Annotated in this window: 22 protein-coding genes; 4 read left to right on the plus strand and 18 right to left on the minus strand. The window is 64.4% G+C overall.

Annotation, left to right across the window (positions count from 1 at the left end):
* Positions 1-153: 153 nt before the first annotated feature.
* Positions 154-1680, minus strand: a complete 1527-nt coding sequence (proS, locus tag ASD67_RS12515; RefSeq protein ID WP_056347674.1) for a proline--tRNA ligase — start codon at positions 1678-1680, stop codon at positions 154-156.
* A gap of 45 nt (positions 1681-1725) precedes the next feature.
* A complete protein-coding gene (gene phaR / locus ASD67_RS12520; protein ID WP_056347676.1) occupies positions 1726-2265 on the minus strand; it encodes a polyhydroxyalkanoate synthesis repressor PhaR in 540 nt (179 codons plus the stop codon).
* A gap of 554 nt (positions 2266-2819) precedes the next feature.
* Between phaR and ASD67_RS12525 the strand changes: the two genes are divergently transcribed.
* Entirely contained in the window at positions 2820-6011 is a 3192-nt protein-coding gene (locus tag ASD67_RS12525) for a TonB-dependent receptor domain-containing protein (RefSeq protein WP_162248579.1), read from the plus strand.
* 109 nt (positions 6012-6120) lie between these two features.
* On the opposite strand, the gene ASD67_RS12530 is transcribed toward ASD67_RS12525, so the two are convergent.
* Together ASD67_RS12530 and ASD67_RS12535 are read right to left on the minus strand one after the other, a co-directional pair.
* Positions 6121-7167: an alanine racemase gene (locus ASD67_RS12530; protein WP_056347680.1), complete on the minus strand. Its 1047-nt coding sequence runs from the start codon at positions 7165-7167 to the stop codon at positions 6121-6123.
* Positions 7168-7210: 43 nt separating this feature from the next.
* Positions 7211-8854, minus strand: a complete 1644-nt coding sequence (locus tag ASD67_RS12535; RefSeq protein ID WP_056347682.1) for an MFS transporter — start codon at positions 8852-8854, stop codon at positions 7211-7213.
* Between the two features lie 193 nt (positions 8855-9047).
* On the opposite strand from ASD67_RS12535, the gene ASD67_RS12540 reads away from it, so the two are divergent.
* The gene (locus tag ASD67_RS12540; protein ID WP_056347684.1) at positions 9048-9815 is read left to right on the plus strand and encodes a cyclase family protein; all 768 of its coding nucleotides are present in this window, start codon (positions 9048-9050) and stop codon (positions 9813-9815) included.
* 415 nt (positions 9816-10230) lie between these two features.
* On the opposite strand, the gene ASD67_RS12545 is transcribed toward ASD67_RS12540, so the two are convergent.
* The 13 genes from ASD67_RS12545 to ASD67_RS12605 form a co-directional block, all read right to left on the minus strand.
* Positions 10231-10641 carry an MAPEG family protein gene (locus tag ASD67_RS12545; protein ID WP_082545042.1) on the minus strand — a complete coding sequence of 137 codons (411 nt, stop codon included), beginning with the start codon at positions 10639-10641 and terminating at the stop codon, positions 10231-10233.
* A gap of 128 nt (positions 10642-10769) precedes the next feature.
* Positions 10770-11141 (minus strand): tRNA-binding protein, encoded by a 372-nt coding sequence (locus ASD67_RS12550; protein ID WP_056347688.1) that lies wholly within the window; start codon positions 11139-11141, stop codon positions 10770-10772.
* A gap of 106 nt (positions 11142-11247) precedes the next feature.
* Positions 11248-13254 carry an acetyl-CoA carboxylase biotin carboxylase subunit gene (locus ASD67_RS12555; RefSeq protein WP_056347690.1) on the minus strand — a complete coding sequence of 669 codons (2007 nt, stop codon included), beginning with the start codon at positions 13252-13254 and terminating at the stop codon, positions 11248-11250.
* Positions 13254-13646: a lysozyme inhibitor LprI family protein gene (locus ASD67_RS12560; RefSeq protein WP_056347692.1), complete on the minus strand. Its 393-nt coding sequence runs from the start codon at positions 13644-13646 to the stop codon at positions 13254-13256. The genes ASD67_RS12555 and ASD67_RS12560 overlap by 1 nt, the downstream gene beginning before the upstream one ends.
* Positions 13643-13885: a hypothetical protein gene (locus tag ASD67_RS12565; RefSeq protein WP_056347694.1), complete on the minus strand. Its 243-nt coding sequence runs from the start codon at positions 13883-13885 to the stop codon at positions 13643-13645. The genes ASD67_RS12560 and ASD67_RS12565 overlap by 4 nt, the downstream gene beginning before the upstream one ends.
* Positions 13885-14883 (minus strand): biotin synthase BioB, encoded by a 999-nt coding sequence (gene bioB / locus ASD67_RS12570; protein ID WP_200938023.1) that lies wholly within the window; start codon positions 14881-14883, stop codon positions 13885-13887. Before bioB ends, ASD67_RS12565 begins: the two co-directional genes overlap by 1 nt.
* The gene (locus tag ASD67_RS12575; protein ID WP_056347698.1) at positions 14880-16160 is read right to left on the minus strand and encodes an O-acetylhomoserine aminocarboxypropyltransferase; all 1281 of its coding nucleotides are present in this window, start codon (positions 16158-16160) and stop codon (positions 14880-14882) included. The genes bioB and ASD67_RS12575 overlap by 4 nt, the downstream gene beginning before the upstream one ends.
* The gene (gene scpA, locus ASD67_RS12580) at positions 16157-18304 is read right to left on the minus strand and encodes a methylmalonyl-CoA mutase (protein ID WP_056347700.1); all 2148 of its coding nucleotides are present in this window, start codon (positions 18302-18304) and stop codon (positions 16157-16159) included. The genes ASD67_RS12575 and scpA overlap by 4 nt, the downstream gene beginning before the upstream one ends.
* A 110-nt stretch (positions 18305-18414) precedes the next feature.
* Positions 18415-18855 (minus strand): methylmalonyl-CoA epimerase, encoded by a 441-nt coding sequence (gene mce / locus ASD67_RS12585; protein ID WP_056347702.1) that lies wholly within the window; start codon positions 18853-18855, stop codon positions 18415-18417.
* Complete coding sequence (locus ASD67_RS12590) at positions 18852-19112, minus strand: hypothetical protein (RefSeq protein WP_056347704.1); 261 nt, start codon at positions 19110-19112, stop codon at positions 18852-18854. Before ASD67_RS12590 ends, mce begins: the two co-directional genes overlap by 4 nt.
* Positions 19113-19121: 9 nt before the next feature.
* Positions 19122-19850 (minus strand): hypothetical protein, encoded by a 729-nt coding sequence (locus ASD67_RS12595; RefSeq protein WP_056347705.1) that lies wholly within the window; start codon positions 19848-19850, stop codon positions 19122-19124.
* Positions 19847-20326: a hypothetical protein gene (locus tag ASD67_RS12600; RefSeq protein WP_056347707.1), complete on the minus strand. Its 480-nt coding sequence runs from the start codon at positions 20324-20326 to the stop codon at positions 19847-19849. Before ASD67_RS12600 ends, ASD67_RS12595 begins: the two co-directional genes overlap by 4 nt.
* A gap of 318 nt (positions 20327-20644) precedes the next feature.
* On the minus strand, positions 20645-22177 hold the full coding sequence (locus ASD67_RS12605; RefSeq protein ID WP_056347708.1) for an acyl-CoA carboxylase subunit beta: 1533 nt from the start codon (positions 22175-22177) through the stop codon (positions 20645-20647).
* A 108-nt stretch (positions 22178-22285) separates the two neighbouring features.
* Here ASD67_RS12605 and ASD67_RS12610 point away from each other — a divergent pair, with 108 nt between their 5' ends.
* Complete coding sequence (locus ASD67_RS12610; protein WP_056347710.1) at positions 22286-23695, plus strand: helix-turn-helix domain-containing protein; 1410 nt, start codon at positions 22286-22288, stop codon at positions 23693-23695.
* Here the strand turns inward: ASD67_RS12610 and ASD67_RS12615 are convergent.
* Positions 23692-24585, minus strand: coding sequence for a LysR family transcriptional regulator (locus ASD67_RS12615; RefSeq protein ID WP_056348478.1), 894 nt, complete (start codon positions 24583-24585; stop codon positions 23692-23694). The two genes, ASD67_RS12610 and ASD67_RS12615, sit on opposite strands and share 4 nt — an antisense overlap.
* Before the next feature lie 113 nt (positions 24586-24698).
* Between ASD67_RS12615 and ASD67_RS12620 the strand changes: the two genes are divergently transcribed.
* Entirely contained in the window at positions 24699-25484 is a 786-nt protein-coding gene (locus ASD67_RS12620; RefSeq protein ID WP_056347712.1) for an SDR family NAD(P)-dependent oxidoreductase, read from the plus strand.
* Positions 25485-25511 lie beyond the last annotated feature (27 nt).

The following is a 25511-nucleotide window of genomic DNA, read 5'->3' on the forward strand; positions in this document are numbered from 1 at the left end:
TCACGCGAAGACGCGAAGGCGCGAAGAAGACCGTTAGGGCCGATAGGCCCCTTCCCTTGTCAAGCGGTGCGACATGGCGCAGCGGCGGAAAGAAAATGCCGCTTCGCGGTAGACACGGCCTCTTCGCGTCTTCGCGTCTTCGCGTGAAAAAATTCAATAGGTCCGTCCTATCAGCACGCGTTCGACCGCGGGTTCGCCGGTGAAGAAGCAGGCGCCGTCGGCGGGTGCGGCGTCGAGCGGGGTGTTGCGCATCGTCAGCTTGAGCGCCTTCAACTGCTCGACGATCTTGTCGAGCGCGACGCCGGTCGGGCGCGACCATTGGACTTCGGCCCAGCCGACAAATTTGTCTTCGCCGGCAAAATGCGCTTTCAAATCGGTGACATCGCGGCGAATATTGCCGTCGAGTCGAGCCTTGGCCTCGGCGTAGAGGTTCGCCTGGATTTCCTCAAGCATCGCGACCGCGCCGGCGGCGAATTCGTCCTTGCCGACGAACGCGGTGTTCAGCTTGCCGTCGTCCTTGTACAATCGGTCGCGGCGGATCACCGCGACATTGCCGCCGGCGACGTCGCGCGGGCCGATTTCGAGGATGATCGGCGCGCCCTTCTTGACCCAGCCCCAGCGCTTGGTCTGCGCCTTGTTGGCGCCGGCGTCGAGATGGACGCGCACGGGTTCGCGAAAGGCGTCGAGCGCCTTGAGGCTCGCCTCGATACCACGGCAATAATCGAGGATCGCGGCGTCTTCCTCATTGTCGCGCAGCATCGGCACAATGACGATCTGATGCGGCGCGATGCGCGGCGGGCAGCGCAGGCCGTCATCGTCGCCATGCGTCATGATGACGCCGCCGATCATCCGCGTCGACGTGCCCCAGCTCGTCGTGTGGCACAGGCTGTGGCCGCCATCCTTGTCCTGATAACGGATGCCCGCGGCTTCGGCGAAACCGGTGCCCAGATAATGCGAGGTGCCAGCCTGCAACGCCTTGCCGTCCTGCATCATCGCCTCGATCGAATAGGTCGCGACGGCGCCCGGAAAGCGCTCATTCTCCGGCTTTTCGCCCGCGACGACGGGCATCGCCAGCACATCCTCGGCGAAGGCGCGGTACATTTCGAGCGCGCGCAGCGTCTCGGCCATCGCGTCGGCCTTGTCGGCGTGCGCGGTATGGCCTTCCTGCCACAGGAATTCGCTGGTGCGCAGGAACATGCGCGTGCGCATTTCCCAGCGCACGACATTGGCCCATTGGTTGACCTTGAGCGGCAGGTCGCGCCAGCTCTGCACCCAGCGGCTCATCGCGGCGCCGATCACCGTCTCCGAGGTCGGGCGGACGATCAGCGGCTCTTCGAGCTTCGCTTCGGGATCGGGGACCAGCTTGCCCTTGTCGTTGGCGATCAGGCGATGGTGGGTGACAACCGCCATTTCTTTCGCAAAACCATCGACATGGTCGGCTTCCTTTTCAAAGAAGCCCAAAGGAATGAACAAGGGGAAATAGCAATTCTGGACCCCGGCATCCTTGATGCGGGCGTCCATCACAGTCTGGATGCGTTCCCACATGCCATAGCCCCACGGCTTGATGACCATACAGCCGCGGACGCCCGATTCCTCGGCAAGATCGGCTTCGGCAATGACATCCTGATACCAGGCCGCAAAGTCGGCCTGCCGGGTTACGCTGAGCGCATGTTTGACCATGATATTCGTTTTTTCCGTCGTTGAGGGCGGGAGAAGCCCTTCTTGTCATTTTTTGTTGGCGAGTTCCGCCTTGAGTTCGGCGATTTCGGCCTTGAGCGCCGCGATTTCGGCGTCCTTAGCCTTGCTGCCCCCCGCGCCCGGAATGAAGGCGCCCGCCGCCTGCTGGAACATCTCCATGTTGCGGCGCGTCAGCTCGGCGAGCGGGTTGGCGCCGAGCGCCCCTTCGAGCGCCGAGCGTACGTCCTGCTGGTTCTTCCGGAACGCGGTCATCGAGGCTTCGAGATATTGTGGCACCATCGACTGCATTTTGTCGCCGTACATACCGATCAGGTGTCGCAGGAAATTGACCGGCAACAGCGTCTCGCCGCGCGTTTCCTCGTCCATGATGATTTGCGTGAGCACATTGTGCGTGATGTCGTCGCCGCTCTTGGCATCGAGGACGCGGAATTCGCGGCCGTCGCGCACCATCGTGCCGAGATCTTCGAGCGTGATATAGCAGCTGCGTTCGGTGTCATAGAGGCGCCGGTTCGCATATTTCTTGATGATGACCGTGTCGCCATCGGCGGACGCCTTGGACTTCGCCATGGTGATGCTGCTCCCTGATCCGGTGGCAAAGGCGACCCCGCCGCTCCGGGCTTTTGAATAGTGAGTTACGGGCATTAGCACCAATCTATGATGCATCGCAACATGAGGCGGCGCGGCGGCGGCGATTCGCTTCGGCGCCGTCGCGACACTGTCTCAATCCACCGGATCGCCTTCCCCCGAACGAGAAGGCCTGACAGGCAGGGGCCGCGGCCGCACTGCCATTAAAGCAACATAGTTTCAACGGAAACTGTCATCGCGACATAATTATCGCTCCAAGGCACCAAGGTCGGCCGCTTCATGTCGCGCTGCAACAAGCTTATTATTCGACGGTTTTTCGGCACAGGTCTTGGCCACTGTTGCGAAAATGACACAATGTCATACCGATGCGGCGAAGCGGTCATAAATTTTTCCCCAAGGGCTTGTGTGCTTTCCGTTTTCCGGCTTTCTAGCTGTCAATCCGTTCATCTCTATTTTTGAACGGGCAACCGGGGAGTTACCAAATGAACAAGTCGCACCTGCTTATGGGTGCTGCTGCCTTTGCAGTAGCAATGTCCGTGAGCCAGCCTGTCCTCGCACAGAGCACCGCGGATTGCGTCGACGCCAACGAGAATGGCGTTTGCGATTCGGATGAGAATAAAGAACGCGCCATCGTCGTCACCGGCTCGCGCATTGCCCGCCCGACGCTCGAATCGTCGGTTCCGCTGACCTCGGTCGACGTCAGCGAACTGACCGACACCGGCGACGTCTCGCTCGGCGACGCGCTGAACGACCTTCCGTCGCTGCGCTCGACCTTCAGCCAGGGCAACTCGACCCGCTTCATCGGCACCGCCGGCCTGAACGTCCTCGACCTTCGCGGCCTCGGCACCGCCCGCACGCTGGTGCTGGTCAACGGCAAGCGTCACATCACTGCGATTCCGGGCGACTATCTGGTCGACGTCAACACCATTCCGGTCGACCTGCTCGAACGCGTCGATGTCGTGACCGGCGGCAATTCCGCCATTTACGGTTCGGACGCCGTCGCCGGCGTCGTCAACTTCATCACCAAGCGCAACTTCGACGGTATCAACCTGCGCGCGCAGGGCGGCATCTCGTCGCGCGGCGACCGCGGCAACCTGTTCATCAGCGGCACCTGGGGCAAGAATTTCGCCGACGGCCGCGGCAACGTGGCCGTGTCGGCCGAATATGCCGAAGCCAGCCCGCTCTATTTCCGCGACCGCGACTATCTGACCGGCGCCTACTCGGGCCGGTGCCAGTATCAGTTGACCGACAACACCACCGGTGAACCGGCGGCGGGTGACGGGATTTCCGACACCACCGCACTGTGCGGGGTCAAAAGTGCCTCGATCAGCGACGGCGGCACCATCGGCCTGCTCAGCAACAACAGCGCGCTGCGTTTCGGCGCCGACGGCAACCTGTTCATCGACAGTGTCGATCCGACCAACTCGTTCATCGGTGTCGGCTCGGGCAACTGGTTGGGCGGTCAAGGTTCGACGCTGAACAACACCGGTCAGCTTGCGGCCGGGCTGAAGCGCTATGCGGTCAACCTGCTCGCGCATTATGACGTCAGCGATGCGTTCCGCCCCTTCGTCGAAGCGAAATATGTTCGCGTCGACGCCTTGCAGGAAGGTCAGCCGAGCTTCTTCCAGGGCAGCATCCCGGGCTTCTTCGGCGGCGGCAGCAACTTCAGCTGCGATAACGCTTTCCTGAATGCGCATAGCCGTTCGATGCTGACCAACGTCGCATCCTCTTGCGCCTTTCGCGTGGCCAATCCGGACCCCGCCGCGCCTGCGGGATCGACCGTGATCTTCGTCGATCCTGTCACCGGCACTCGTCGCTTCGACCCCACCCGCACCTTCACCATGTCGCGTTTCAACACCGACTTTGGCGGTCGCGGCGAACAGCATCGTCGTGAGACCTATCGTATCGTCGGCGGTGTCGAAGGCACGTTCAACGACGACTGGAACTACGAACTGTCGTTCAACTACGGCCGTCTCGAAACCAGCATGAAGTCGCTCAACAACCTGAAGCTGTTCGACCTGAACGGCAATCCGGACGGCTTCTTGCTCGCCATCGACGCGGTGCGCAACGCCAGCGGCCAGGTCGTCTGCCGCGTCAACCAGGTGACCGTCACCCGTCCGGACTGCGTTCCGATCAACGTCTTCGGCACCGGCGCTCCGACCCAGGCTGCGCTTGACTTCGTCAACACGACGTCGCTGCGCAAGGAAAAGGCCGAGCAGTTCGTTGCGCTGGCCAGCGTCAACGGTGACCTTTCGCAGCTGTTCGAACTGCCCGGCGGTCCGATCGGCTTCGCTCTCGGCGCCGAGTATCGCGAAGAAACCGCGGAATCGGCCTATGACGAACTGACGGCCTTCGGCGGCACCTTCCTGAATGCCATCCAGCCGTTCGCGCCGCCGAAGCTGACGGTCAAGGAAGCCTTTGGTGAAATCAGCATCCCGCTGCTCGCCAACATGCCCTTTGCCGAAGAACTCACGCTCGGTGCTGCAGCACGCGTTTCGGACTATAACTCCTCGGCGGGCACCGTCTGGGCGTATAACTTCCAGGCGCTGTGGGCCCCGATCCCCGACGTTCGCTTCCGCGCAGCTTATGCACGGTCGGTGCGTGCACCGACGCAGAGCGATCTCTTCTCACCGCAGTCGCAGAATTTTGCCCAGGTCGGCGATCCCTGCGACAGCATCAACATCAACAACAACCCGAACCGGGCAGCCAACTGCGCCGCAGCAGGTGTCCCGACGAAGGCCAATGCCGCTGTCGTCGCGGCTTGCACCGGCACGGCTTCGGCACCGGTGTTGGACGGTCCCTGGGTGAACTGCCTCGCGCGGTCGTTCAGCACGAGCTTCACCTCGGGTGGCAACTCGGCGCTTAACGTCGAAAAGGGCAAGAGCCTGACGCTGGGTGCGGTGTTCGAACCGAGCTTCCTGCCCGGTTTCAACTTCACGGTCGATTATTACAAGATCAAGGTCGACAGCCTGATCGCGGCGCCGAGCCTCGCGAACCTGCTGTCGCTTTGCTTCGACGATGCGTCGCCCTATGCCTCGAACCCGTTCTGTTCGGTCACCGGGGCCGATCCGACGGGTCTATATCCGCGTGATCCGGCGACCGGTCTGTTCGCCGATTTCGCGGCCCAGGTCGGTGGTGTGAACTTCGCGGCGCAGAAGACCGAGGGCATCGACTTCGACGTCCAGTATCGCCGGACGTTCGATAATGGTCATCGCGTGTCGTTCCGCGCCATCGCGACCCATCTGCTGCGCCTCGACAACTACACGAACATTCTGAACCCGATTGTCCCGAACCGTCAGATGAGCGAACTGGGCGACCCGCGTTGGGCCGCGAACGCCAGCGTCAACTACGATTTCGGCGAACTCGATATCGCTTGGACTGTTCGTTATCTCGGCAAACAGACGATCGCGACTTACGAAACGCAGAACAGCTATCTCGGCGCCTGCCCGGCCAACGGACAGATCCCGGGCGGCGGAACCTGCACCGCAGGTACGGTTGTCAAACTGCCGCCGCTCAACGCCGACGCCAACCCGAAAGTCTATCACCCCGACGCCTTCTATCACAATTTCCGGGCCAACCTGGAAATCGACAAGAAGTTCAATTTCTACGTCGGCATCGATAATGCTTTCGACAAGAAGCCGCCGTTCAGCCTGCTCGGCACCGCCGGTGGCGATCCGTACGACACGTTCGGCCGCTACTTCTACGCCGGCGTCCGCGCCAGCTGGTAAGCCAGTCGGCTTCGGCCACGGAAACGGGCCGCCTTCCTTCGGGAAGGCGGCCTTTTTCTTTGCCTGCGATCGAAGGAAGCGGCCGGGCGACGACGCCTCCGCGCGGGTCTCAGCCCCAGATGCGCTCGAACCGGGCGCCGAGTCCGGTCAGCAATTCATATTGCGACAGCCCGGTCGCCGCCGCGGTGACCGGCAGGTCGTAATCGAGCGCCAGCCAGTCGCCCTCACCGATCGCGCCGGCACCATCCGCGTCGAAGGCGGTCAGGTCCATCGACACCCGCCCGACGAGCGGCAGGGCATGGCCGTTCCACGTCGCTCCGCCGCTGCCCGCGTGGCAGCGCAGATAGCCGTCGGCATAGCCGAGATTGGCGACCGCGATGCGGGCTTCGCGCGGCGCGGTCCAAGCTGCGCCATAACCGACCGTCTCGCCGGCGCGCACATCGCGCACCTGCAGCACCCGCGTTTCGGGAAAGACCACCTGGCGAATATGCCCCGCCGCTTCGGCGCGCGCGATGCCGCCATAGAGCGCGAGGCCGGGGCGCGTCAGATCGAAGCCATAGTCGACACCGAGGCAGATGCCCGCGCTGTTCGCCAGGCTGTAGCGCCGCGCGGGTATCGCATCGCGAAGCGCGCGAAACGCCGCGAGCTGGCGCGCATTCTGGCCGCTGTCCTCATCGGCCGAGGCGAGATGGCTGAGCAGCGTTTCGATGACGACGCCATCGAGCGCGCCGCCGACCGCCTCTTCGACGCGCAGCCCAAGGCGGCTCATGCCGGTGTCGACCATGACGTCGCACGGCCGCCCGTCGCCGCCGGCGCGCCAGCGTGCGACCTGTTCGACACTGTTCAGCACCGGACGCACCGGCAAGGCCCGCGCCGCGACTATGTCGCTCGCCCCGACGCCGTGAAGCACCGACAGCGCCACCCCGGCGGGCAACGGCATCAGCGCCGCCGCCTCGGCCCAGGTCGCGACGAAGAAGTCGCGGCAGCCCGCGGCGGCGAGATGGTGCATCACGGCGCGTGACCCGAGACCATAACCGTTCGCCTTGATCGCAGCGCCGCACGCCGCGCCGCCGCCCTGCGCGGCCAGCCAGCGCCAGTTGGCGACGAGCGCGCCGGCATTGAGGCGGAGGCGGAGCGGCGGGGCGATGTCGATCATCCTCTCGCCCCTAGCCGCGATTGGCGGCAGCGCCAATGGCTGTTCAGGCGGGCTGCCCCGGTGACGGTGCGACCTTGTCCCACTGCCCCTCGACCGGGTCCTTGAGCATGAAGGCGGCGACGAGGAACGCCACCAGCACCACGCCCCAGGTGTACCACAGCCCGGCATAGGCATCGCCGGTCTTGGCGATGATGAAGCTGGCGATCAGCGGCAGGAAACCGCCGAAATAGCCGGTCCCCAGATGATAGGGGATCGACAGCGACGAATAGCGGACGTGCGGCGGGAACATTTCCGAGAGCAGCGCCGCGACCGGGCCATAGGTGAAGCCCGACAAGGCGCTGAGACCAAGCAGCGCGAACAGGATCACCGCGATGCCGAGCGGCCCCGGGATCTGCTTCTCGAAATTGTAACCCATCGCCTCGAGCGCAGGTTTCAGCACCGCCGGGTCCTCGCCCGCGACCTCGCGCCCGCCGATGTGAACCTTGACGGTGTCGAAGGCGTTGTCGCTGCTGACCACTTTGTACGGCACGCCGAGCTTGGTGAGTTCGCCGAGCGTCTTGCCGCACGCGGTCGTCTGTTTCGATGCGAAGGGGTCGAAGCTGCACTGCGAGCCGGTGACCACCACCGGCGCCTTTTCGGCCGCGGCGGTCAGCGCGGGATTGCCGACGCTGCCCATCAGCCAGAACAAGGGGAAGAGCAGCACCAGCGTCGCGGCATAGCCCCAGACGATCGGCTTCTTGCGCCCGATGCGGTCGGAGAGATGCCCCGCCCACAGGAAAAAGCCCATGCCGAGCGCCGCAGCAAACCCGACGATGATCTCGGCGGCGGTGTCCTCGACCTTCATCGGGCCTTTCAGGAAGGCGAGGCCCGAGAACATCGCGGTGTACCAGATCACCGTCAGACCAGCGGCGATGCCGAACAGCGCGATGAAGATACGGCGCGGGTTGCCCGGAAAGGTGAAGCTCTCCTTGAGCGGGTTCTTCGCCAGTTCGCCCTCGGCCTTCATCGCCTGGAACACCGGGCTTTCGGACAGCTTGAGCCGCATCCACAACGAGATGGCGAGCAGGATCAGCGACAGCAGGAACGGCACGCGCCACCCCCAGCTTTCCCACACCGCGTCGGACATCAGCGCCTTGCACCCGAGCACGACGATCAGGCTGAGCACGAAGCCGCCGACGACGCTCGCCTGGATGAAGCTGGTATAGAAACCGCGCCGTTCGGGCGGCGAATGTTCGGCCACATACACGGCGGCACCGCCATATTCGCCGCCGAGCGCCAGCCCCTGGAGTACGCGGAGCAGGATGACGATGATCGGCGCCGCGATGCCGATCGTCGCCGCCGACGGGATCATGCCGACCCCCGCCGTCGCGATGCCCATCAGCGTGACGGTGACGAGGAAGGTATATTTGCGCCCCAGCCGGTCGCCGAGAAAGCCGAACAGCACCGCGCCCAGCGGGCGAAACCCGAAACCGACCGCGAAGCCCGCCCAGACCAGCAGGATTTCGAGCGTCGCATTGTCGCTGGGGAAAAAGGCCTTGCCGATGATCGCCGCGAGCGTGCCGTATATGAAGAAATCATACCATTCGAAGATCGTCCCCGCCGACGAGGCGGCGATGACCATGCGGATATCCTTCTTGGTCGGCGTATAGGCTGTGCCATGGCTGGCGACAGCGGCTGCGTCGGTCATATGCTCTCCCTTTGGCCTCTCGGGCCTTTCCCCTTCCCGTTCGCATCGAGCGAAGTCGAGATGCCTGGAGGGCATGCGCGACGCCAACGTGTCTCGACTTCGCTCGACACGAACGGTTTGCTACGTCTAGTCGGGCGCGAGCGCTGCGCAAGCCTTCTTGGCGTAGCGTCAAACCGGTGGCAGACTGCGCCGCATGACCCAGTTCATCGACCTTTCGATCCCGATCACCAACGACGTCGTCTCCGACCCCCCGGTGATGCGCCCGCACATCACCTACATGACCCACGAAAACACGTGGCAGCAGATCGCGATGTTCTTCCCGGGCCTGACGCAGGAAGACCTGCCCGATGGCGAAGGCTGGGCGGTCGAGAGCCTGACATTGAGCACGCACAACGGCACCCATATGGACGCGCCCTGGCATTTCCATTCGACCACCGACCGCGGCGCCACGCCGGCGCCGAGCATCGACGAGGCGCCGCTCGACCTCTTCTTCCGCCCCGGGGTGAAGCTCGATTTTTCGGACCGCCCCGCGGGCCATGTCGTGAACGCCGCCGAGGTCGAAGCCGAACTGACGCGCATCGGGCATAGCCTTCAGCCCTTCGACATCGTGCTCGTCCAGTCGGGCGCCATCTATGGCACCGACAATTTCACCGATCAGGGCTGCGGCATGGGCGAGGAAGCGACGCTCTACCTGACCGAACGCGGCGTACAGGTCGTCGGCACCGACGCGTGGAGCTGGGACGCGCCGTTCAGCCACACCGCAAGGCGCTGGGCCGAAACGCGCGACCCGAAGATCATCTGGGAGGGTCACAAGGCGGGGCGCATCCAGCCCTATTACCAGATCGAGAAACTCACCAACCTCGCGGCGCTGCCGCCGACCGGCTGGACGCTAAGCTGCTTCCCGGTGAAGATCGAACGCGCCAGCGCAGGGTGGATAAGGGCGGTGGCGTTGGTGGAATAACGCTAGCTATGGGCGGCGACACACTCTCCATGCTTGACAAACGCGGTAGTCATGGACGTGGTGACTTCCAGAATTTCTCCACGCGAAGATATTTTGGCAACTAAGCCTCCGGGAGGATAGCTCAGCACGAGGTACTCGCCAGACACGGCTTTGACCGGCTGGTAGCTATCGCACCCTTTGGCATCACAACGCCGATAGATACCGCTATCGGGGTACCAAGTTGCCCAGACGGCATTGGGACCATCCGCGCATCCCTCTGCGTTGCAAAACCTTGCGGTTTTGAATTTGCAGCTCAGTGGGCCGGCAATTACCGGCTTACGTTCGTCGAACGCCAATACGTCGTGCTGCATTGCGTTCTGAGGCACCTCCTTGCCACAGGCAGCTAGCGCAAGCACAGCGAGTACTGTCCACCTCTTCATACCAAATTCACCGTCGCCAGCATCCACAGCGTCCAACCGCCCAACGCCAGCAACGTCCCGAAGGTCGCGACGACGCCGATCTGGCGCGGGATCGGTGCCTTGCCCGGCTCAATCTTCGCATAAAGCCCCGCGATATGCGCGACGCGGCCGATCAGGAAGATCGCGCCGATGACCATCAGCGCCATATGATTGGCCCGCGCACTTTCGAGCAGGCCGAGCAGGATGATTGTGATCGGCGCATATTCCGCGAGATTACCGTGGCTGCGGCTCGCGCTGATCAGCTTCGCGTCGCCATGATCGCCAAAGGCGGCCTGTACGCGCAGCCGCTGGCGCACCGTGTCGATCGCGGTCGCGAGCAAAAGCAGCGCGCAGACGGCGGCCACAAAGGCGGTTACCGGTAAAGTCATGATCGTTTCTCCCCCTGCCCCGCGTCCCAAAGCTCGTCATTGCGAGCGCAGCGAAGCAATCCAGAGCGGTTTACGCTACTCTGGATTGCTTCGCTACGCTGGCAATGACGGTATTTCGGGTAGCGCGATCAGAACAGCCGCGATCCGTTGGGCACCACCCGATCCGGCGCGAACAGGATCACCGCGCCTTCCTCGTCGGCGAAGCCGAGCGTCAGCACTTCGGACATGAACTTGCCGATCTGGCGCGGCGGGAAGTTGACCACGGCTGCGACCTGCCGCCCGACCAATTCGTCCAGCGAATAACGGTCGACGATCTGCGCGCTGCTTTTCTTCACGCCGATCGCGGGGCCGAAATCGATCTTCAGCTTGAAGGCGGGTTTGCGCGCTTCGGGAAAGAGTTCGGCCTCGACGATCGTGCCGATGCGGATATCGACCTTCAGGAAATCGTCGAAGGTGATCGAGGGGGCGGCGGGCGTGTGGTTGTCGTGATTCAGGTGCATTGTCCAATTCCGTCATTGCGAGCGAAGCGAAGCAATCCAGAGCGGTTTGCGCCCACTGTGGATTGCTTGGTCGCTTCGCTCCTCGCAATGACGAAATGCGGGAGCGCTATTCCATCTCCAAAATCACCGCGTCGACGGCCAGGCTGTCGCCCTGCGCCGCGTTGACGGTTTTCACCGTGCCGGTCTTTTCGGCGCGCAGGATGTTCTCCATCTTCATCGCTTCGACCGTCGCGAGCGGCTGGCCGGCTTCGACCTTGTCGCCCTCACCCACATGCAGCGCGACAAGCAGGCCGGGCATCGGGCAGATCAGGAACTTCGACAGGTCGGGCGGCACCTTTTCGATCATATGCGCGGTCAGCGGCGCGATGTGCCAGGGCAGGACGCGGACATTGTGGATGCGCCCGCGCGTCGTCATGCGCCAGCCGGTGCGCGTCTTCGCGACCTTCACCGCCAGTTCGCTGTCGTCGATATCGGCGACGACGAGCTTGTCGCCCGGCGTATATTCGAGCGCGATATCGACCTTGTCGCCGTCGACCTTGATGTGTTTTTCGCCGACCTTGACCTTGTGCGGGGTGCCGTCGATCGTCACCTGCCATTTGGCCGGCGGGTTCAGCCGGTCGCCGAGTTGGCCGTCGGTGCGCCGCGCGCGGTCGGCTTCGGCGCTGGCCATGAAGCCCGCGATCGCCGCCAGCGCGCGCGTCACATCGGCGTCGGTGTCGGCGCCGTGGAAGCCCTCGGGATATTCCTCGGCGATGAAGCCGGTGGTCAGTTCGCCCGAGCGGAAGCGCGGATGCTGCATGATCGCCGACAGGAAGTCGATATTGTGGCCGAGCCCTTCGAGTTCGAACCGGTCGAGCGCCGCGACCTGCAGGTCCGCGGCCTCGTCGCGCGTCTTGCCCCAGGTGATCAGCTTGGCGATCATCGGGTCGTAGAAGATCGACACCTCGCCGCCCTCCTCGACCCCCGCATCGACGCGCACGCCGTCCTCGCCGCGCTCGTCGCCTTCCCACGCCGGAACCGGGGTGCGATAGCGCACGAGCCGCCCGGTCGAGGGCAGGAAGCCGCGATAGGGATCCTCGGCGTAGACGCGGTTCTCGATCGCCCAGCCGTCAAGCTTGACGTCTTCCTGTTTCAGGTCGAGCTTTTCTCCGTAAGCGACGCGGATCATCTGCTCGACCAGGTCGATACCGGTGATCGCCTCGGTCACCGGATGCTCGACCTGAAGCCGCGTGTTCATTTCGAGGAAATAGAAGCTCTCGCCCGTCGGGTCGGCGCCGCTAACGATCAGTTCGACCGTGCCCGCGCTATAATAGCCGACCGCCTTGGCGAGCGCGACGCACTGCTCGCCCATCGCTTTCCGCATCTTCGGCGTGACGAAGGGCGAAGGCGCTTCCTCGACGACCTTCTGGTGACGGCGCTGGATGCTGCACTCGCGCTCGTTGAGGTAGAGCGTGTTGCCATGCTGGTCGCCCAGGATCTGGATCTCGATATGGCGCGGGTTGAGAATGAACTTCTCGATGAAGACGCGGTCGTCGCCGAAGCTGTTGAGCCCCTCGCGCTTGGTCGCCTCAAAGCCTTCGCGGACGTCCTTTTCGTCATAGGCGAGGCGCATGCCCTTGCCGCCGCCGCCCGCCGAGGCCTTCATCATCACCGGATAGCCGATTTCGTTCGCGATGCGCACCGCATGTTCGGTGTCGTCGATCTCGCCGACGAAGCCGGGGACGACATTGACCCCCGCCGCGAGCGCAAGCTTTTTCGACTCGATCTTGTCGCCCATCGCGGCGATCGCGTTCACCGGCGGGCCGACGAAAGCGATGTCTTCCTTCGCCAGCGCCTCGGCGAAGCTGGTGCGCTCGGACAGGAAGCCGTAACCGGGGTGCACCGCCTCGGCGCCGGTTTCCTTGCACGCGGCGATGATCTTGTCGGCGATCAGATAGGATTCGGACGCCGGCGACGCGCCGATATGCACGGCCTCGTCGGCCATCTGCACAAACGGCGCGCGCGCATCGGCGTCCGAATAGACGGCGACGGTGGCGATGCCCATGCGGCGCGCGGTCTTGATGACGCGGCAGGCGATTTCGCCGCGGTTGGCGATCAGGATTTTCTTGAACATCAATATTCCTCGACAAGTGCCTTGAGTTGTTCGGTACGTTCTTTGGTCAGCCGCGCCATGCAGCCGCTGTGCAGCATCGGCGCCATGCTCCCGCCGCGTGCGGCGAAGCTTTCGGAGAGGCAATGCTGGTCGCGATAAGTGATCCACGCCCGCTGCGCCGCGAGCAGCGTGTCGTAATGCGACGGCTGACTGTCGTAACTGCGGTCGATATCGTTGTCGCGCAGCTTCAGCGCCGCGACGGTCAGCTTATATTGCGCGTTGAGCGCGGCGTCGGCGGCGTCATAATCCTTGCCCGCGCAGAAATTCATCTCGACCTGATATTGCGGGTTCTCGCAGTCGACCTCGGGGCCCTGCGCCGCGGCGACGAGCAGCATCAACGACATCAGCATCATTCGCCCGTCTCCTTCGCGACCGGCTCGGTCCGATAGATTTTCGAGACCTGCCGTGCCCACACCAGGATCAGCGCCAGCGCGCCGATCCACAGCAAATTCTCGGCCCACAAGGGCGACGCCGCGCCGCCCTCGGACCCCATCCGCACCCCCTGCATCCGGTTCGCGCTATAGCCGCACGCGCAGGACGCAGGCAGCAACAGCACCGAGGTCAAAACAGCAAGGAGCGGCTTGCTGGTCACTATTCCGCCGCTTCCATCCGCATCGGCTCTTCGCTCACCATCGGCACGATGCCCAGCTTCGCGAACAGCGCCGCGTCCTTGCTGTCTCCCGCGTTCGCGGTGGTGAGCAATTTGTCGCCGGTGAAGATGCTGTTCGCGCCCGCCATGAAGCACAAAGCCTGCGTCGCTTCCGTCATGCTCTCGCGCCCCGCCGACAGGCGGACCATGCTCAGCGGCATGGTGATGCGCGCGACCGCGACGGTGCGGACGAACTCGATCTCGTCGATCTGCGCCAGCGGGGTGTCGGCCAGCATGTCGCCCAGCACGGTGCCCTTCACCGGCACCAGCGCGTTGACCGGCACGCTTTCGGGATGGCGCGGCAGCGTCGCGAGCGCGTGGATGAAGCCGACGCGGTCGGCGCGCGTTTCGCCCATGCCGACGATCCCGCCCGAACAGACGTTGATGCCCGCATTGCGGACCTCTTCGAGCGTGTCGAGCCGGTCCTGAAAGGTGCGCGTCGAGATGATATTCTCGTAATTCTCCGGGCTCGTGTCGACATTATGGTTATAATAGTCGAGCCCCGCGACCGCGAGCGTCTGCGCCTGCTCCTTGTTGAGCATGCCGAGCGTCATGCAGGTTTCCATGCCCATCTGGCGCACTCCCTCGATCATCTCGACGATCGCGGGCATGTCGCGGTCCTTGGGGTTGCGCCAGGCGGCGCCCATGCAGAAGCGCTGCGACCCGGCATCCTTCGCCTGCGCCGCCGCCTGCAGCACCGCGCGCACGTCCATCAGCTTGGTCGCCTTCAGCCCGCTGTCGGCATGCTTCGACTGCGAGCAATAGCCGCAATCCTCGACGCAGCCGCCGGTCTTGATGCTGAGCAAGGTGCACAGCTGCACCTGCCCACGCGCATGATGGCGGCGGTGGACGCCCTGCGCCTCCCACATCAGCTCGTCGAACGGCAGGTCGAACAGCTCGGCGATTTCCTCGCGGGTCCAGTCGGTACGGCTCTCAGTCACGCGATAGTCTCCAATGCCTGCGCCAGGTCGGCGATGATGTCGTCGATATGCTCGATGCCCACCGACACGCGCACGACGTCGGGGCCGGCCCCCGCCTGTGCCAGTTCGTCGGCGTCCAATTGGCTGTGCGTGGTCGATGCGGGGTGGATGATCAGCGAGCGCGTATCGCCAAGATTGGCGAGGTGGCTGAACAGCTTGACCGACGACACCAGCCGGATCCCGGCATCATATCCGCCCTTGAGCCCGAAGGTGAAAACCGATCCGGCGCGGCCGCCGAGATATTTGTGCGCCAGTTCGTGATACGGGCTTTCGCGAAGCCCCGCATAGGACACCCAGCTCACCGCCGGATGCGCCTGCAGCCATTTGGCGAGCGCGATCGCATTGCTGCAATGCCGGTCCATCCGCAGCGCCAGCGTCTCCATGCCGGTCAGCGCGAGGAAGGCGTTCATCGGCGCGAGCGCGGGCCCCAGGTCGCGCAGGCCCAGCGTGCGCGCGGCGAGGATGAAGGCGAGATTGCCGAACGCCTCGGTGAACTTGAGCCCGTGATACGACGCATTGGGTTCGCTCAGCGTCGGATATTTGCCGCCCTTCGCCCAGTCGAAAGACCCCGCGTCGACGATCACCCCGCCGATGGCATTGCCATGGCCGTTGAGGAATTTGGTGGTCGAATGGACGACGATGTCGGCGCCATGCTCGATCGGGCGGCACAGGATCGGCGTCGCCATCGTGTTGTCGACGATCAGCGGCACCCCGGCATCATGCGCGACCTTGGCGATCGCCTCGATGTCCTGCACGACGCCGCCCGGATTGGCGAGGCTTTCGATGAACACCGCGCGTGTCTTGTCGCTGATCGCCGCGGCGACATTGCCCGCATCGTCGGCATCGACGAACTGTGTGTGCCAGGCCATCTTGCGAAAGCTCTGGCCGAGCTGGTTGAGCGACCCGCCATAGAGTTTCTTGGCCGCGACGATCTCGCAGCCCGGCTCCATCAGCGTGTGAAACGCCAGGAATTGCGCGGCATGCCCCGACGCCACCGCCAACGCCGCCTGCCCGCCTTCGAGCGCGGCGATCTTGCCTTCCAGCGCGCCGTTCGTCGGGTTCATGATCCGGGTGTAGATATTCCCGAATTCCTGCAGGTTGAACAGGCGCGCCGCATGATCGACGTCGTCGAAGACATAGGATGCGGTCTGATAGATCGGGGTAATCCGCGCCTTGGTCGTCGGATCGGGAGCGGTCCCCGCATGGACCGACAGCGTTTCGGGCTTCTGTCCGGTCATGCGGCATCCTCCAGCGGCGGCATATTGTGGCCGAGCAGGCGCAGCACATCGGCCGCGCATTCGACGACGTTCGATCCGGGACCGTAAATCCCCTGCACCCCGGCGTCGCGCAGATAGTCGTAATCCTGCGGCGGGATGACGCCGCCCGCGATCACCTTGATGTCGGTGCGGCCCGCTTCGCGCAGCTTGCCGATCAGTTCGGGGATGAGCGTCTTGTGCCCGGCGGCGAGGCTCGACGCGCCGACGACGTCGACGCCGCTGTCGAGCGCCAGCACGACGGTTTCCTCAGGGGTCTGGAACAGCGGCCCCGACACGACGTCGAAGCCCATGTCGCCGAAGGCCGAGGCGATGATGTTCGCGCCGCGGTCGTGCCCGTCCTGCCCCATCTTCGCGACGAGCAGTTTCGGTTTGCGTCCCATGCGGCGTTCGACCGCCGCGACGCCGTCGAGCACCTGCTGCCAACGCGCGTCGCCCTCATAGGGCGCGGCATAGACGCCCTTCACCGGGGTCGGCTGGGTGCCGTAACGCTCGAAGCTTTCCTCCATCGCCGACGAGATTTCGCCGAGCGTCGCGCGGGCGCGCGCCGCCTCGACCGCGAGCGCGAGGAGGTTGTTCTCGATGCTCGACTGCCCCGCCGCGCCGTCGCGCAAGGCTTTCAGCGCCGCCTGGCACACCGCTTCGTCGCGGTTCGCCTTGGTCTTGTTGATCCGCGCGATCTGGCCCTCGCGCACCTTGGCGTTATCGACCTCGAGCGTTTCGAGCAGGTCTTCGTCCTTGAGGCGATATTTGTTCACGCCCACGATCACATCGTCGCCGCGATCGACCCGCGCCTGCCGCGATGCCGCCGCGGTCTCGATCATCGCCTTGGGCCAGCCCGCCGCGACCGCCTTCGCCATGCCGCCTTCGGACTGGACGCGGTCGATGATTTCCTGCGCCGCATCGACGAGTTGCTGGGTCAGCGCTTCGACATAATAACTGCCGCCGAGCGGGTCGACGACCTTGGTCATCCCGGTCTCTTCCTGGATGACGATCTGGGTGTTGCGCGCGATACGCGCCGAGAAATCGGTCGGCAGCGCGATCGCCTCGTCGAGCGCGTTCGTGTGCAGCGACTGGGTGCCGCCGAGCATCGCCGCCATCGCCTCGATCGTCGTGCGCATCACATTGTTATAGGGATCCTGTTCGGTGAGCGACACGCCCGAGGTCTGGCAATGCGTGCGCAGCATCTTCGACCGCTCGTCCTGCGCGCCAAGTGTGGTCATCGCGCGGTGCCACAACACCCGCGCCGCGCGCAGCTTGGCGATTTCCATGAAGAAATTCATGCCGATCGCGAAAAAGAAGCTCAGCCGCCCGGCGAACTTGTCGATGTCGAGCCCAGAGGCGACGCCATATTTCACATATTCCATGCCGTCGGCGATGGTGAAGGCCAGCTCCTGCACCTGCGTCGCGCCGGCTTCCTGCATATGATAGCCCGAGATCGAGATGCTGTTGAACTTGGGCATCTCGCGCGACGTGTAACCGAAGATGTCGCTGATGATCCGCATGCTCGGTTCGGGCGGGTAGATATAGGTGTTGCGGACCATGAACTCCTTGAGGATGTCGTTCTGGATCGTGCCGTCGAGCAATTTGCGGTCGACCCCCTGCTCTTCGCCCGCGACGATGAAGAAGGCGAGGATCGGGATCACCGCGCCGTTCATCGTCATCGAAACCGACATCTGGTCGAGCGGAATGCCGTCGAACAGGATTTTCATATCCTCGACGCTGTCGATCGCGACCCCCGCCTTGCCGACGTCGCCGGTAACGCGCGGATGGTCGCTGTCATAGCCGCGGTGGGTCGCAAGGTCGAAAGCGACCGACAGGCCTTTCTGCCCCGCCGCGAGGTTGCGGCGATAGAAGGCGTTCGATTCCTCGGCGGTCGAAAAGCCCGCATATTGCCGGATCGTCCACGGCCGCCCCGCATACATCGACGCGCGCACGCCGCGCGTGAAGGGCGCGAAGCCGGGGATGCCCGGATCGACCGTCACGTCTTCCGCCGTGTAAAGCGGCTTGACGTCAATCCCCTCGGGGGTGTGCCAGGTGAGGTCCTTGCCTTTGACTTCCTTGGTCGCCGCGGCGGCCCATTGGTCGAGCGTTGGTTTGTCGGTCATATGCGTATCTCTACTCTCTTTTCGTCATGCCGGACTTGATCCGGCATCCCGCTTTGCGACGTCGATCAGCGGGACCCCGGATCAAGTCCGGGGTGACGATGTGATGAATCTCAATGATCGCCCTTCGGCGTCTCCATGATCTCGGTCAGCACCCCGCCCATATCCTTGGGGTGCAGGAAGAAAATCAGCGTCCCATGCGCACCGATACGCGGCTCGCCGAGCACGCGCTTGCCCAGCGCCTCGAATTCCGCCTTGGCCGCATGAATATCGAGGACTTCGTAGCACATATGATGCTGCCCGCCCGCCGGGTTCTTCTCGAGGAAGCCCGCGATCGAGGTATTGCCGGGCAGCGGCTCGACCAGCTCGATCTGGGTGCCGTTGAGCGCCCCGTCGGCGCCGGGTGTGTCGACGAAGCACACCTTCACCCCCTGCTCGGGCAGGTCGAAAGGCGCATGGATCTTCGTCGCGCCCATCACGTCGCGGTAAAAGACGATGCTATCGGCGATCGACGGCGTCGCAACGCCAATATGGTTCAAACGTCCCAGTTTCATAAAGCCCTCGATATCCATCCCAAGGTGATCGCGATCCCGATCGCGACGAAAAGCAACGCCAGTCCCGCGACCAGCAACGCGGCGCCGCGTGCCACCGCAAAGCCGACGGGGTTGGCGTCGCGCGACAGGCCGCCGGCCAACCCGCTATCGACCATGCCGCTCGCGCTCCAACTCTGCGCCATCGCCCAGACCGCGCGCGCGACGACCCATGCGCCGATGGTCCAGCAGACCGAGATGGCGGCCCAGAGCCATTCCATCACGCCGACTCAGCAACCCGGAACCTGGTCGGTGCCGACCAGCGCATATTTTCCGTCCTTCAGCACATAGCGCTGCGTGAACGACCGCGTGCCGGTGTAACCGACGGTAAAGCTGTTGTCGGGTTCGGCGGCGACGATCCTGCCGTCATATTGGCCGTCCACCTGCCCGGTCCCCGCGCCCGAACTCATCGCGTCGGTGAAGCCCGCCCGGTCGACCGGGCCACCCGGCGCCAGTTCGGTCAGCGTCGCGGTGCTGATCGCGCAGCCCTGCCACACTCCGCCGCCTGAGGTGACGAGATAGGGGTTCTTGCCGATAGCATCGCTGAAGGCCCAGGCCGTCGCGGCATTGCCGACGGTACCGACCGCGCCCAAATCGAGCCATTCGCCGACCCGCTGCCAGCCGCCCTCGGCATCGCGCAGATAATGGACCGCGTTGATGCCGCCGTCGCTATGCCCCGCATCCTCCAGACTGCCGGTGCTGAGCAGCGCCCACAAATGGTCGCCGATCTTGTGCATCGCCACGGGGCGGAAATGATAGCTCCGCTCGTCGATCACCCGCACCGCGTCGAGGTCGCTCGACGAGGCCATCGGAGTCTCGAACGCCTCGACAAAGGCTTCGGCAAGATCGGGGGTCGCCTCGTCGGCGAGCTGGATCGGGAAAGCCTTGTCCGCCGCCTGTCCGGTGGTCGGAGCGACCAGCGCGAGCGCCAGCATGGGGAGAGCGAATTTCAACGTCATGAAGGCACCTTGCAAGACCGCATCAGCAACGAGAAATAGCGGAAATCCTTGTCGGAAAAACCCAAGCTCTTGCCGTCGATGGTCAACTCGCGATTGGCGATCACCGCCGCGTAAAGCGGATCGTCGGCGTTGGTGAAGCCATGGATGCGACCATCGGTCAGCGTGCCTTCGAAAACACGCGCCTCGATCGCGCCCGAGGACAGCGTCACAGGGTGGTCGCGCGTCGCCGCGACCGATACCCGGACAAAACCGCCCTGCGGCGAGCAGGTGATATAGGTGTCGCTGGCGACGTGATGCAGCCCGCTGGTGACGGTGACCGGGTCGCTGCCGCGCTCCCATTGGTCCGCGGTATCCTGGGCGATTGCGTTGGGCGCGACGAGGCATGCGATAGCGGCGACAAGAAAGTCAATTCCTCCCCGCTTGCGGGGAGGTGGCAGCGCGAAGCGCTGACGGAGTGGGTTCGCGTCCTTGCGCAACGCCGCGTCAGGACGCCAGCCCCCTCCACCATTCGCTTCGCGAACGGTCCCCCTCCCCGTTCCGGGGAGGAATTGGTTGGGGCGGCCAAGTTTCAAATCAAATCCTCATTACTGCCACAACGGCGCCGACGGAAACGAGCGAACCCATCAAGGCGCAAAATACAACATCGACCCAATAGCTGCGCGATCCATGCGGGACATTCTCCCATCGCATGTCCCGTCGGTTCCATGCTTGGCGCGTCCTAAAAGCTCTGGCGCCCTGCCAGAACCAGAAGATTGCAAAGACCAGAAGCGCAATCGCAGCGAGCCAATCCATAGTCACAGCGGAATATTGTCATGCTTCTTCCACGGATTCTCCAACTGCTTGTTCCGCAGCTTGCGCAGCCCCAGCGCGATCCTTTTGCGCGTATTATGCGGATGGATCACCTCGTCGATATACCCCCGCGACGCCGCGACGAAGGGGTTGGCGAAGCGGTCCTCATATTCTTTCGTGCGCTGTGCGATCTTCTCGGGGTCGCCGATGTCGCTGCGGAAGATGATCTCGACCGCGCCCTTCGCGCCCATCACCGCGATCTCGGCGGTCGGCCAGGCATAATTCAGATCGCCGCGCAGATGCTTCGACGCCATCACGTCATAGGCGCCGCCATAGGCCTTGCGCGTGATGACCGTGATCTTGGGCACAGTCGCCTCGGCGTAGGCGAACAGCAGCTTCGCGCCATGCTTGATGATGCCATTATATTCCTGCGCGGTGCCGGGCAGGAAGCCGGGCACGTCGACGAAGGTGATGATCGGGATTTCGAACGCGTCGCAGAAGCGCACGAAACGCGCCGCCTTCTTCGACGAATTGATGTCGAGCACCCCCGCGAGCACCATCGGCTGGTTCGCGACGATGCCGATCGTGCGTCCCTCGATGCGCCCGAAGCCGCAGAGGATGTTGCCCGCATGCGCCGGCTGCACCTCGAAGAAATCGCCCTCGTCGACGGTTTTGCGGATCAGTTCGTGCATGTCGTAGGGCTGGTTCGCATTGGGCGGGATCAGCGTGTCGAGGCTCGGCTCGGCGCGGTCCCACGGGTCGTCGGTCGGGCGCTCGGGCACCCCGCTGCGGTTGTTTTCGGGCAGGTAGTCGAAGAAGTCGCGCGTCGCGAGCAGCGCCTCGATGTCATTCTCGAACGCGATATCAGCGACCGAGCTTTTGGTCGTGTGGGTGATCGCGCCGCCCAGTTCCTCCTGCGTCACCACCTCGTTGGTCACCGTCTTGACCACGTCAGGGCCGGTGACGAACATATAACTGCTGTCCTTCACCATGAAGATGAAGTCGGTCATCGCCGGGCTGTAAACCGCACCGCCCGCGCACGGGCCCATGATCAGGCTGATCTGCGGCACCACACCCGACGCCAGCACGTTGCGCTGGAACACCTCGGCATAGCCGCCGAGCGACGCGACGCCCTCCTGGATGCGCGCGCCGCCGCTGTCGTTCAGGCCGATCACCGGCGCGCCGACCTTCATCGCATTGTCCATGACTTTCATGATCTTCTCGGCGTGACGCTCGGACAGCGCGCCGCCGAAAACCGTGAAGTCCTGGCTGAACACATAGACGAGGCGACCGTTGATCGTGCCGCTGCCGGTGACGACGCCGTCGCCCGGAATCTTCTGATTTTCCATGCCGAAATCGGTGCAATTATGTTCGACATAGGTGTCGAGCTCTTCGAACGAGCCATGGTCGAGCAGCACGTCGAGCCGCTCGCGCGCGGTCAGCTTGCCCTTGCTGTGCTGCGCATCGATGCGCTTCTGCCCACCGCCCAAAGCGGCAGCGGCGCGGCGGCGTTCCATTTCGGCGATATTGGCGGACATGCGTCTCTCCGGATAAATCGAACATGCCGTCTGCGCCGACCGGGGCCGCGATGCAAATGCGAATTTGCAAAGTTGCAAAGTGGTAGTTTGCAAAGTAACCTGCGCCTTATGACCCCAACCCGCCTTTACGCTGGGCGACAACTTCGCCAACTTCGGGAAACCCGCGCGATCCGCCAGGCCGACTTCGCGGCGCAGCTCGGCATCTCGGCCTCCTACCTCAGCCAGATCGAGCACGACGACCGCCCGCTGACCCCCGCGCTGCTCGACCGGCTGCAACGCCTGTTTCCGCTCGAATGGGAAGAGGTCGCAACCGACACCGGCGACCGCCGTCAGGGCGCGCTGCGCGAAGCCGCCGCCGATCCGCTGTTCGCCGCGTCGCCGCTGCCCCCCGAACAGATCGAGCGGGCGGCGCTGCAGCAGCCGCAGCTCGCTGACCAGTTCGTCGCGCTCCACGCCGCCTATCGCCGCGCGGGGCAGCGGTTGCAGATCATCGACGAGGCGCTGACAGGCGGCACCGCCGAGGGCAGCCGCCTGCCGTGGGAGGAGGTGCGCGACTGGTTCCACGATGCGGGCAATTATGTCGACAGCATCGACCGCGCCGCCGAGGTGCTGGCGGCACAATTGCGCGGCAAATCGCCCTCGCCTGCGGTCGAGACGATCGAGCGGCGGCTGCGCGATGCGCTCGGCATTTCGATCGTTTATAACCAGACGCAGGCGCTGCGCGATTATGACGCGACGATGCGCCATCTGGTGATCGACCCGTCGCAGCCCGCCGAAAGCCGGCGTTTCCAGCTCGCGCACCAGCTCGCCGCGCTGGCGCTGGCGAACGAGATCGCGGCGGTGGTCGAAGCCTCCCCGCTGCGCACTGCGGCGGCGCGGCAATTGCTCCACGTCGGGCTGGCCAATTACGCCGCGGGCGCGGTGCTGATGCCCTATGCGCCGTTCCGCGCCAGCGCGCGCAGCGTGCGGCACGACATCGACCGGCTGCGCATGGACTATGGCGTCAGCTTCGAGCAGGCGTGCCACCGGCTCTCGACGCTCCAGCGCCCCGGCGCGCGCGGCATCCCGATGTTCTTCTGCCGCGTCGACATGGCGGGCAATATCACCAAGCGGCACAGCGCGACGCGCCTGCAATTCGCGCGCTTCGGCGGCGCCTGTCCGCTGTGGGTCGTGCATGAGGCAGCGGCGATCCCCGACCGCATATTGTTCCAGCTCGCCGAGACCCCCGACGGGCTGCGCTATGTGTCCATGGCGAAGGGGCTGGTCAAACCCTCGGGCAGCTATGCACGATCCCCACGCCGCTACGCCGTCGCGCTGGGATGCGAGGCGCAATATGCGGGCGAGTTCGTTTATGCCGACGGGGTCGATGTCGCCGCGCCGCAGGCGGCAACGCGCATCGGATCGTCGTGCCGCATCTGCCCGCGCGACGATTGCGACCAGCGCGCCTTTCCGCCGAGCGACCGACCCATTTTGGTCGATCCCGACCGGCGCGACGTGGTGCCGTACCGGATCGGCTAGCCGTCGATCACCAGCTCTTCGTCGAGGAAATCGAGAAAGGCGCGGATGCGCGTCGCGGCTCGGTCCTCGGGCGCGTAGAGCGCGTGGATATCCTCGCCGTCGCCGGGGTGATAATCGGGCAGCAATTCGACCAGCCGCCCCGCCGCGAGATCGGCGGCGACATGAAAATGGCCGTGGCGCGCAATGCCGCCGCCCGCGACCGCCATCTGGCGCACGAGGTCGCCCGAATTGCCGAAGAAGCTGCCGGGAACCGGTCGGTGGACGACGCGGCCACCAACAAGGAAGGGCCAGCTGTCGATCGAGCGGCGGAAGCTGAAACGCAGGCAATCATGTCCGTCGAGATCTTCGGGCGTGCGCGGCGTGCCGCGGCGCGCGAGATAGGCGGGGCTGGCGACCAGCACCATGCGACTGTGGCCGAGCTTCTTGGCGCGCAGGCTGGTGTCGCGCAGCGGGCCGATGCGGATCGCGATGTCGGCGCGTTCCTCGACCAGATCGACGATCGTGTCCGAGAGCGCGAGGTCGAGGATAATCTCGGGATAGCGCGCGGTGAAGCGCGGCAGGATCGGCAGCAACGGCACCCCGATCGACGGCGATGCGTTGACGCGCAGCAATCCGCGCGGCCCCTGTTTCTCGCGGCCGAGGTCACTCTCAACCGTTTCGATCTCGGCGAGCAGCACGCTCATCCGGTCGCGATAGGCACTGCCTTCGGCGGTCAGCGCCAGCGAGCGCGTCGTGCGGCGGAACAGGATCGCGCCCAACCTCTGCTCCAATCGCGCGATGCTGCGGCTGACCGCCGAGGGGGTGAGCCGCAGCGCCTTTGCGGCCGCGGCAAAGCTGCCGCCACTCGCCACCGCCAGGAAGGTCTCGATATCGCCGAACCGATTATCCATCGCCATTCCTGATTATGAATCACTTCTGAAATGATAAGTGACATTCTAATCAACAATGAGCGGCGACGCTATCTTCGTCTCCATCAGCAGGCCTTTATCCAAGGAGACACGTCATGGACCTGAAACTCAAAGGCAAGACCGCCCTCGTCACCGGATCGACCGCCGGCATCGGCTTCGCCATCGCCAAGCGCCTCGCCGAAGCGGGCGTCGAGGTCGTCATCACCGGCCGCAACCAGGCGAAGCTGGACGAGGCCGCAGCCGAGCTGGCGCAGACGGGGACAATCCGCCCCGTACTCGCCGACCCCGCGACCGCCGAGGGCGCCGCAGACTTGATCGCCGCGGTTCCCGCGGTCGATATCCTCGTCAACAACCTCGGCATCTATGAAGCCAAGCCCTTCGCCGAGATCAGCGATGCCGACTGGCACCATATTTTCGAGGTCAACGTCGTCAGCGGCGCGCGGCTGTCGCGGCATTATTTCCCCAAGATGCTCGAGAAGAACTGGGGCCGGGTGATCTTCATCGCGAGCGAAAGCGGGCTGCTGCCGCCCGCCGAGATGATCCATTACGGCATGACCAAGACCGCGCAGCTCACCATCGCGCGCGGCCTCGCCGAGCAGACCAGGGGTAGCGGCGTGACGATCAATTCGGTGCTGCCGGGGCCAACGCGCTCCGAAGGCATCGTCGATTTCATCCAGTCGGTGGTGTCGAACCCCGAAGCGCCCGAAGCCGAGCGCGAAACGGCCTTCTTCGAGGAACTGCGCCCGCTGTCGCTGATCCGCCGCCTGATCGACGCCGATGAGATCGGGGCGACGGTGGCGTTCCTGGCGAGCCCGCTCGCGGCAGCGACCAACGGCGCGGCGATCCGCGCCGAAGGCGGGATCGTTCCGACGATTGCGTGATGGAAACGCCCCTCCCGCTTGCGGGAG

Origin of the sequence: Sphingopyxis sp. Root1497, assembly GCF_001427085.1 — a bacterium.
Lineage (GTDB): Bacteria > Pseudomonadota > Alphaproteobacteria > Sphingomonadales > Sphingomonadaceae > Sphingopyxis.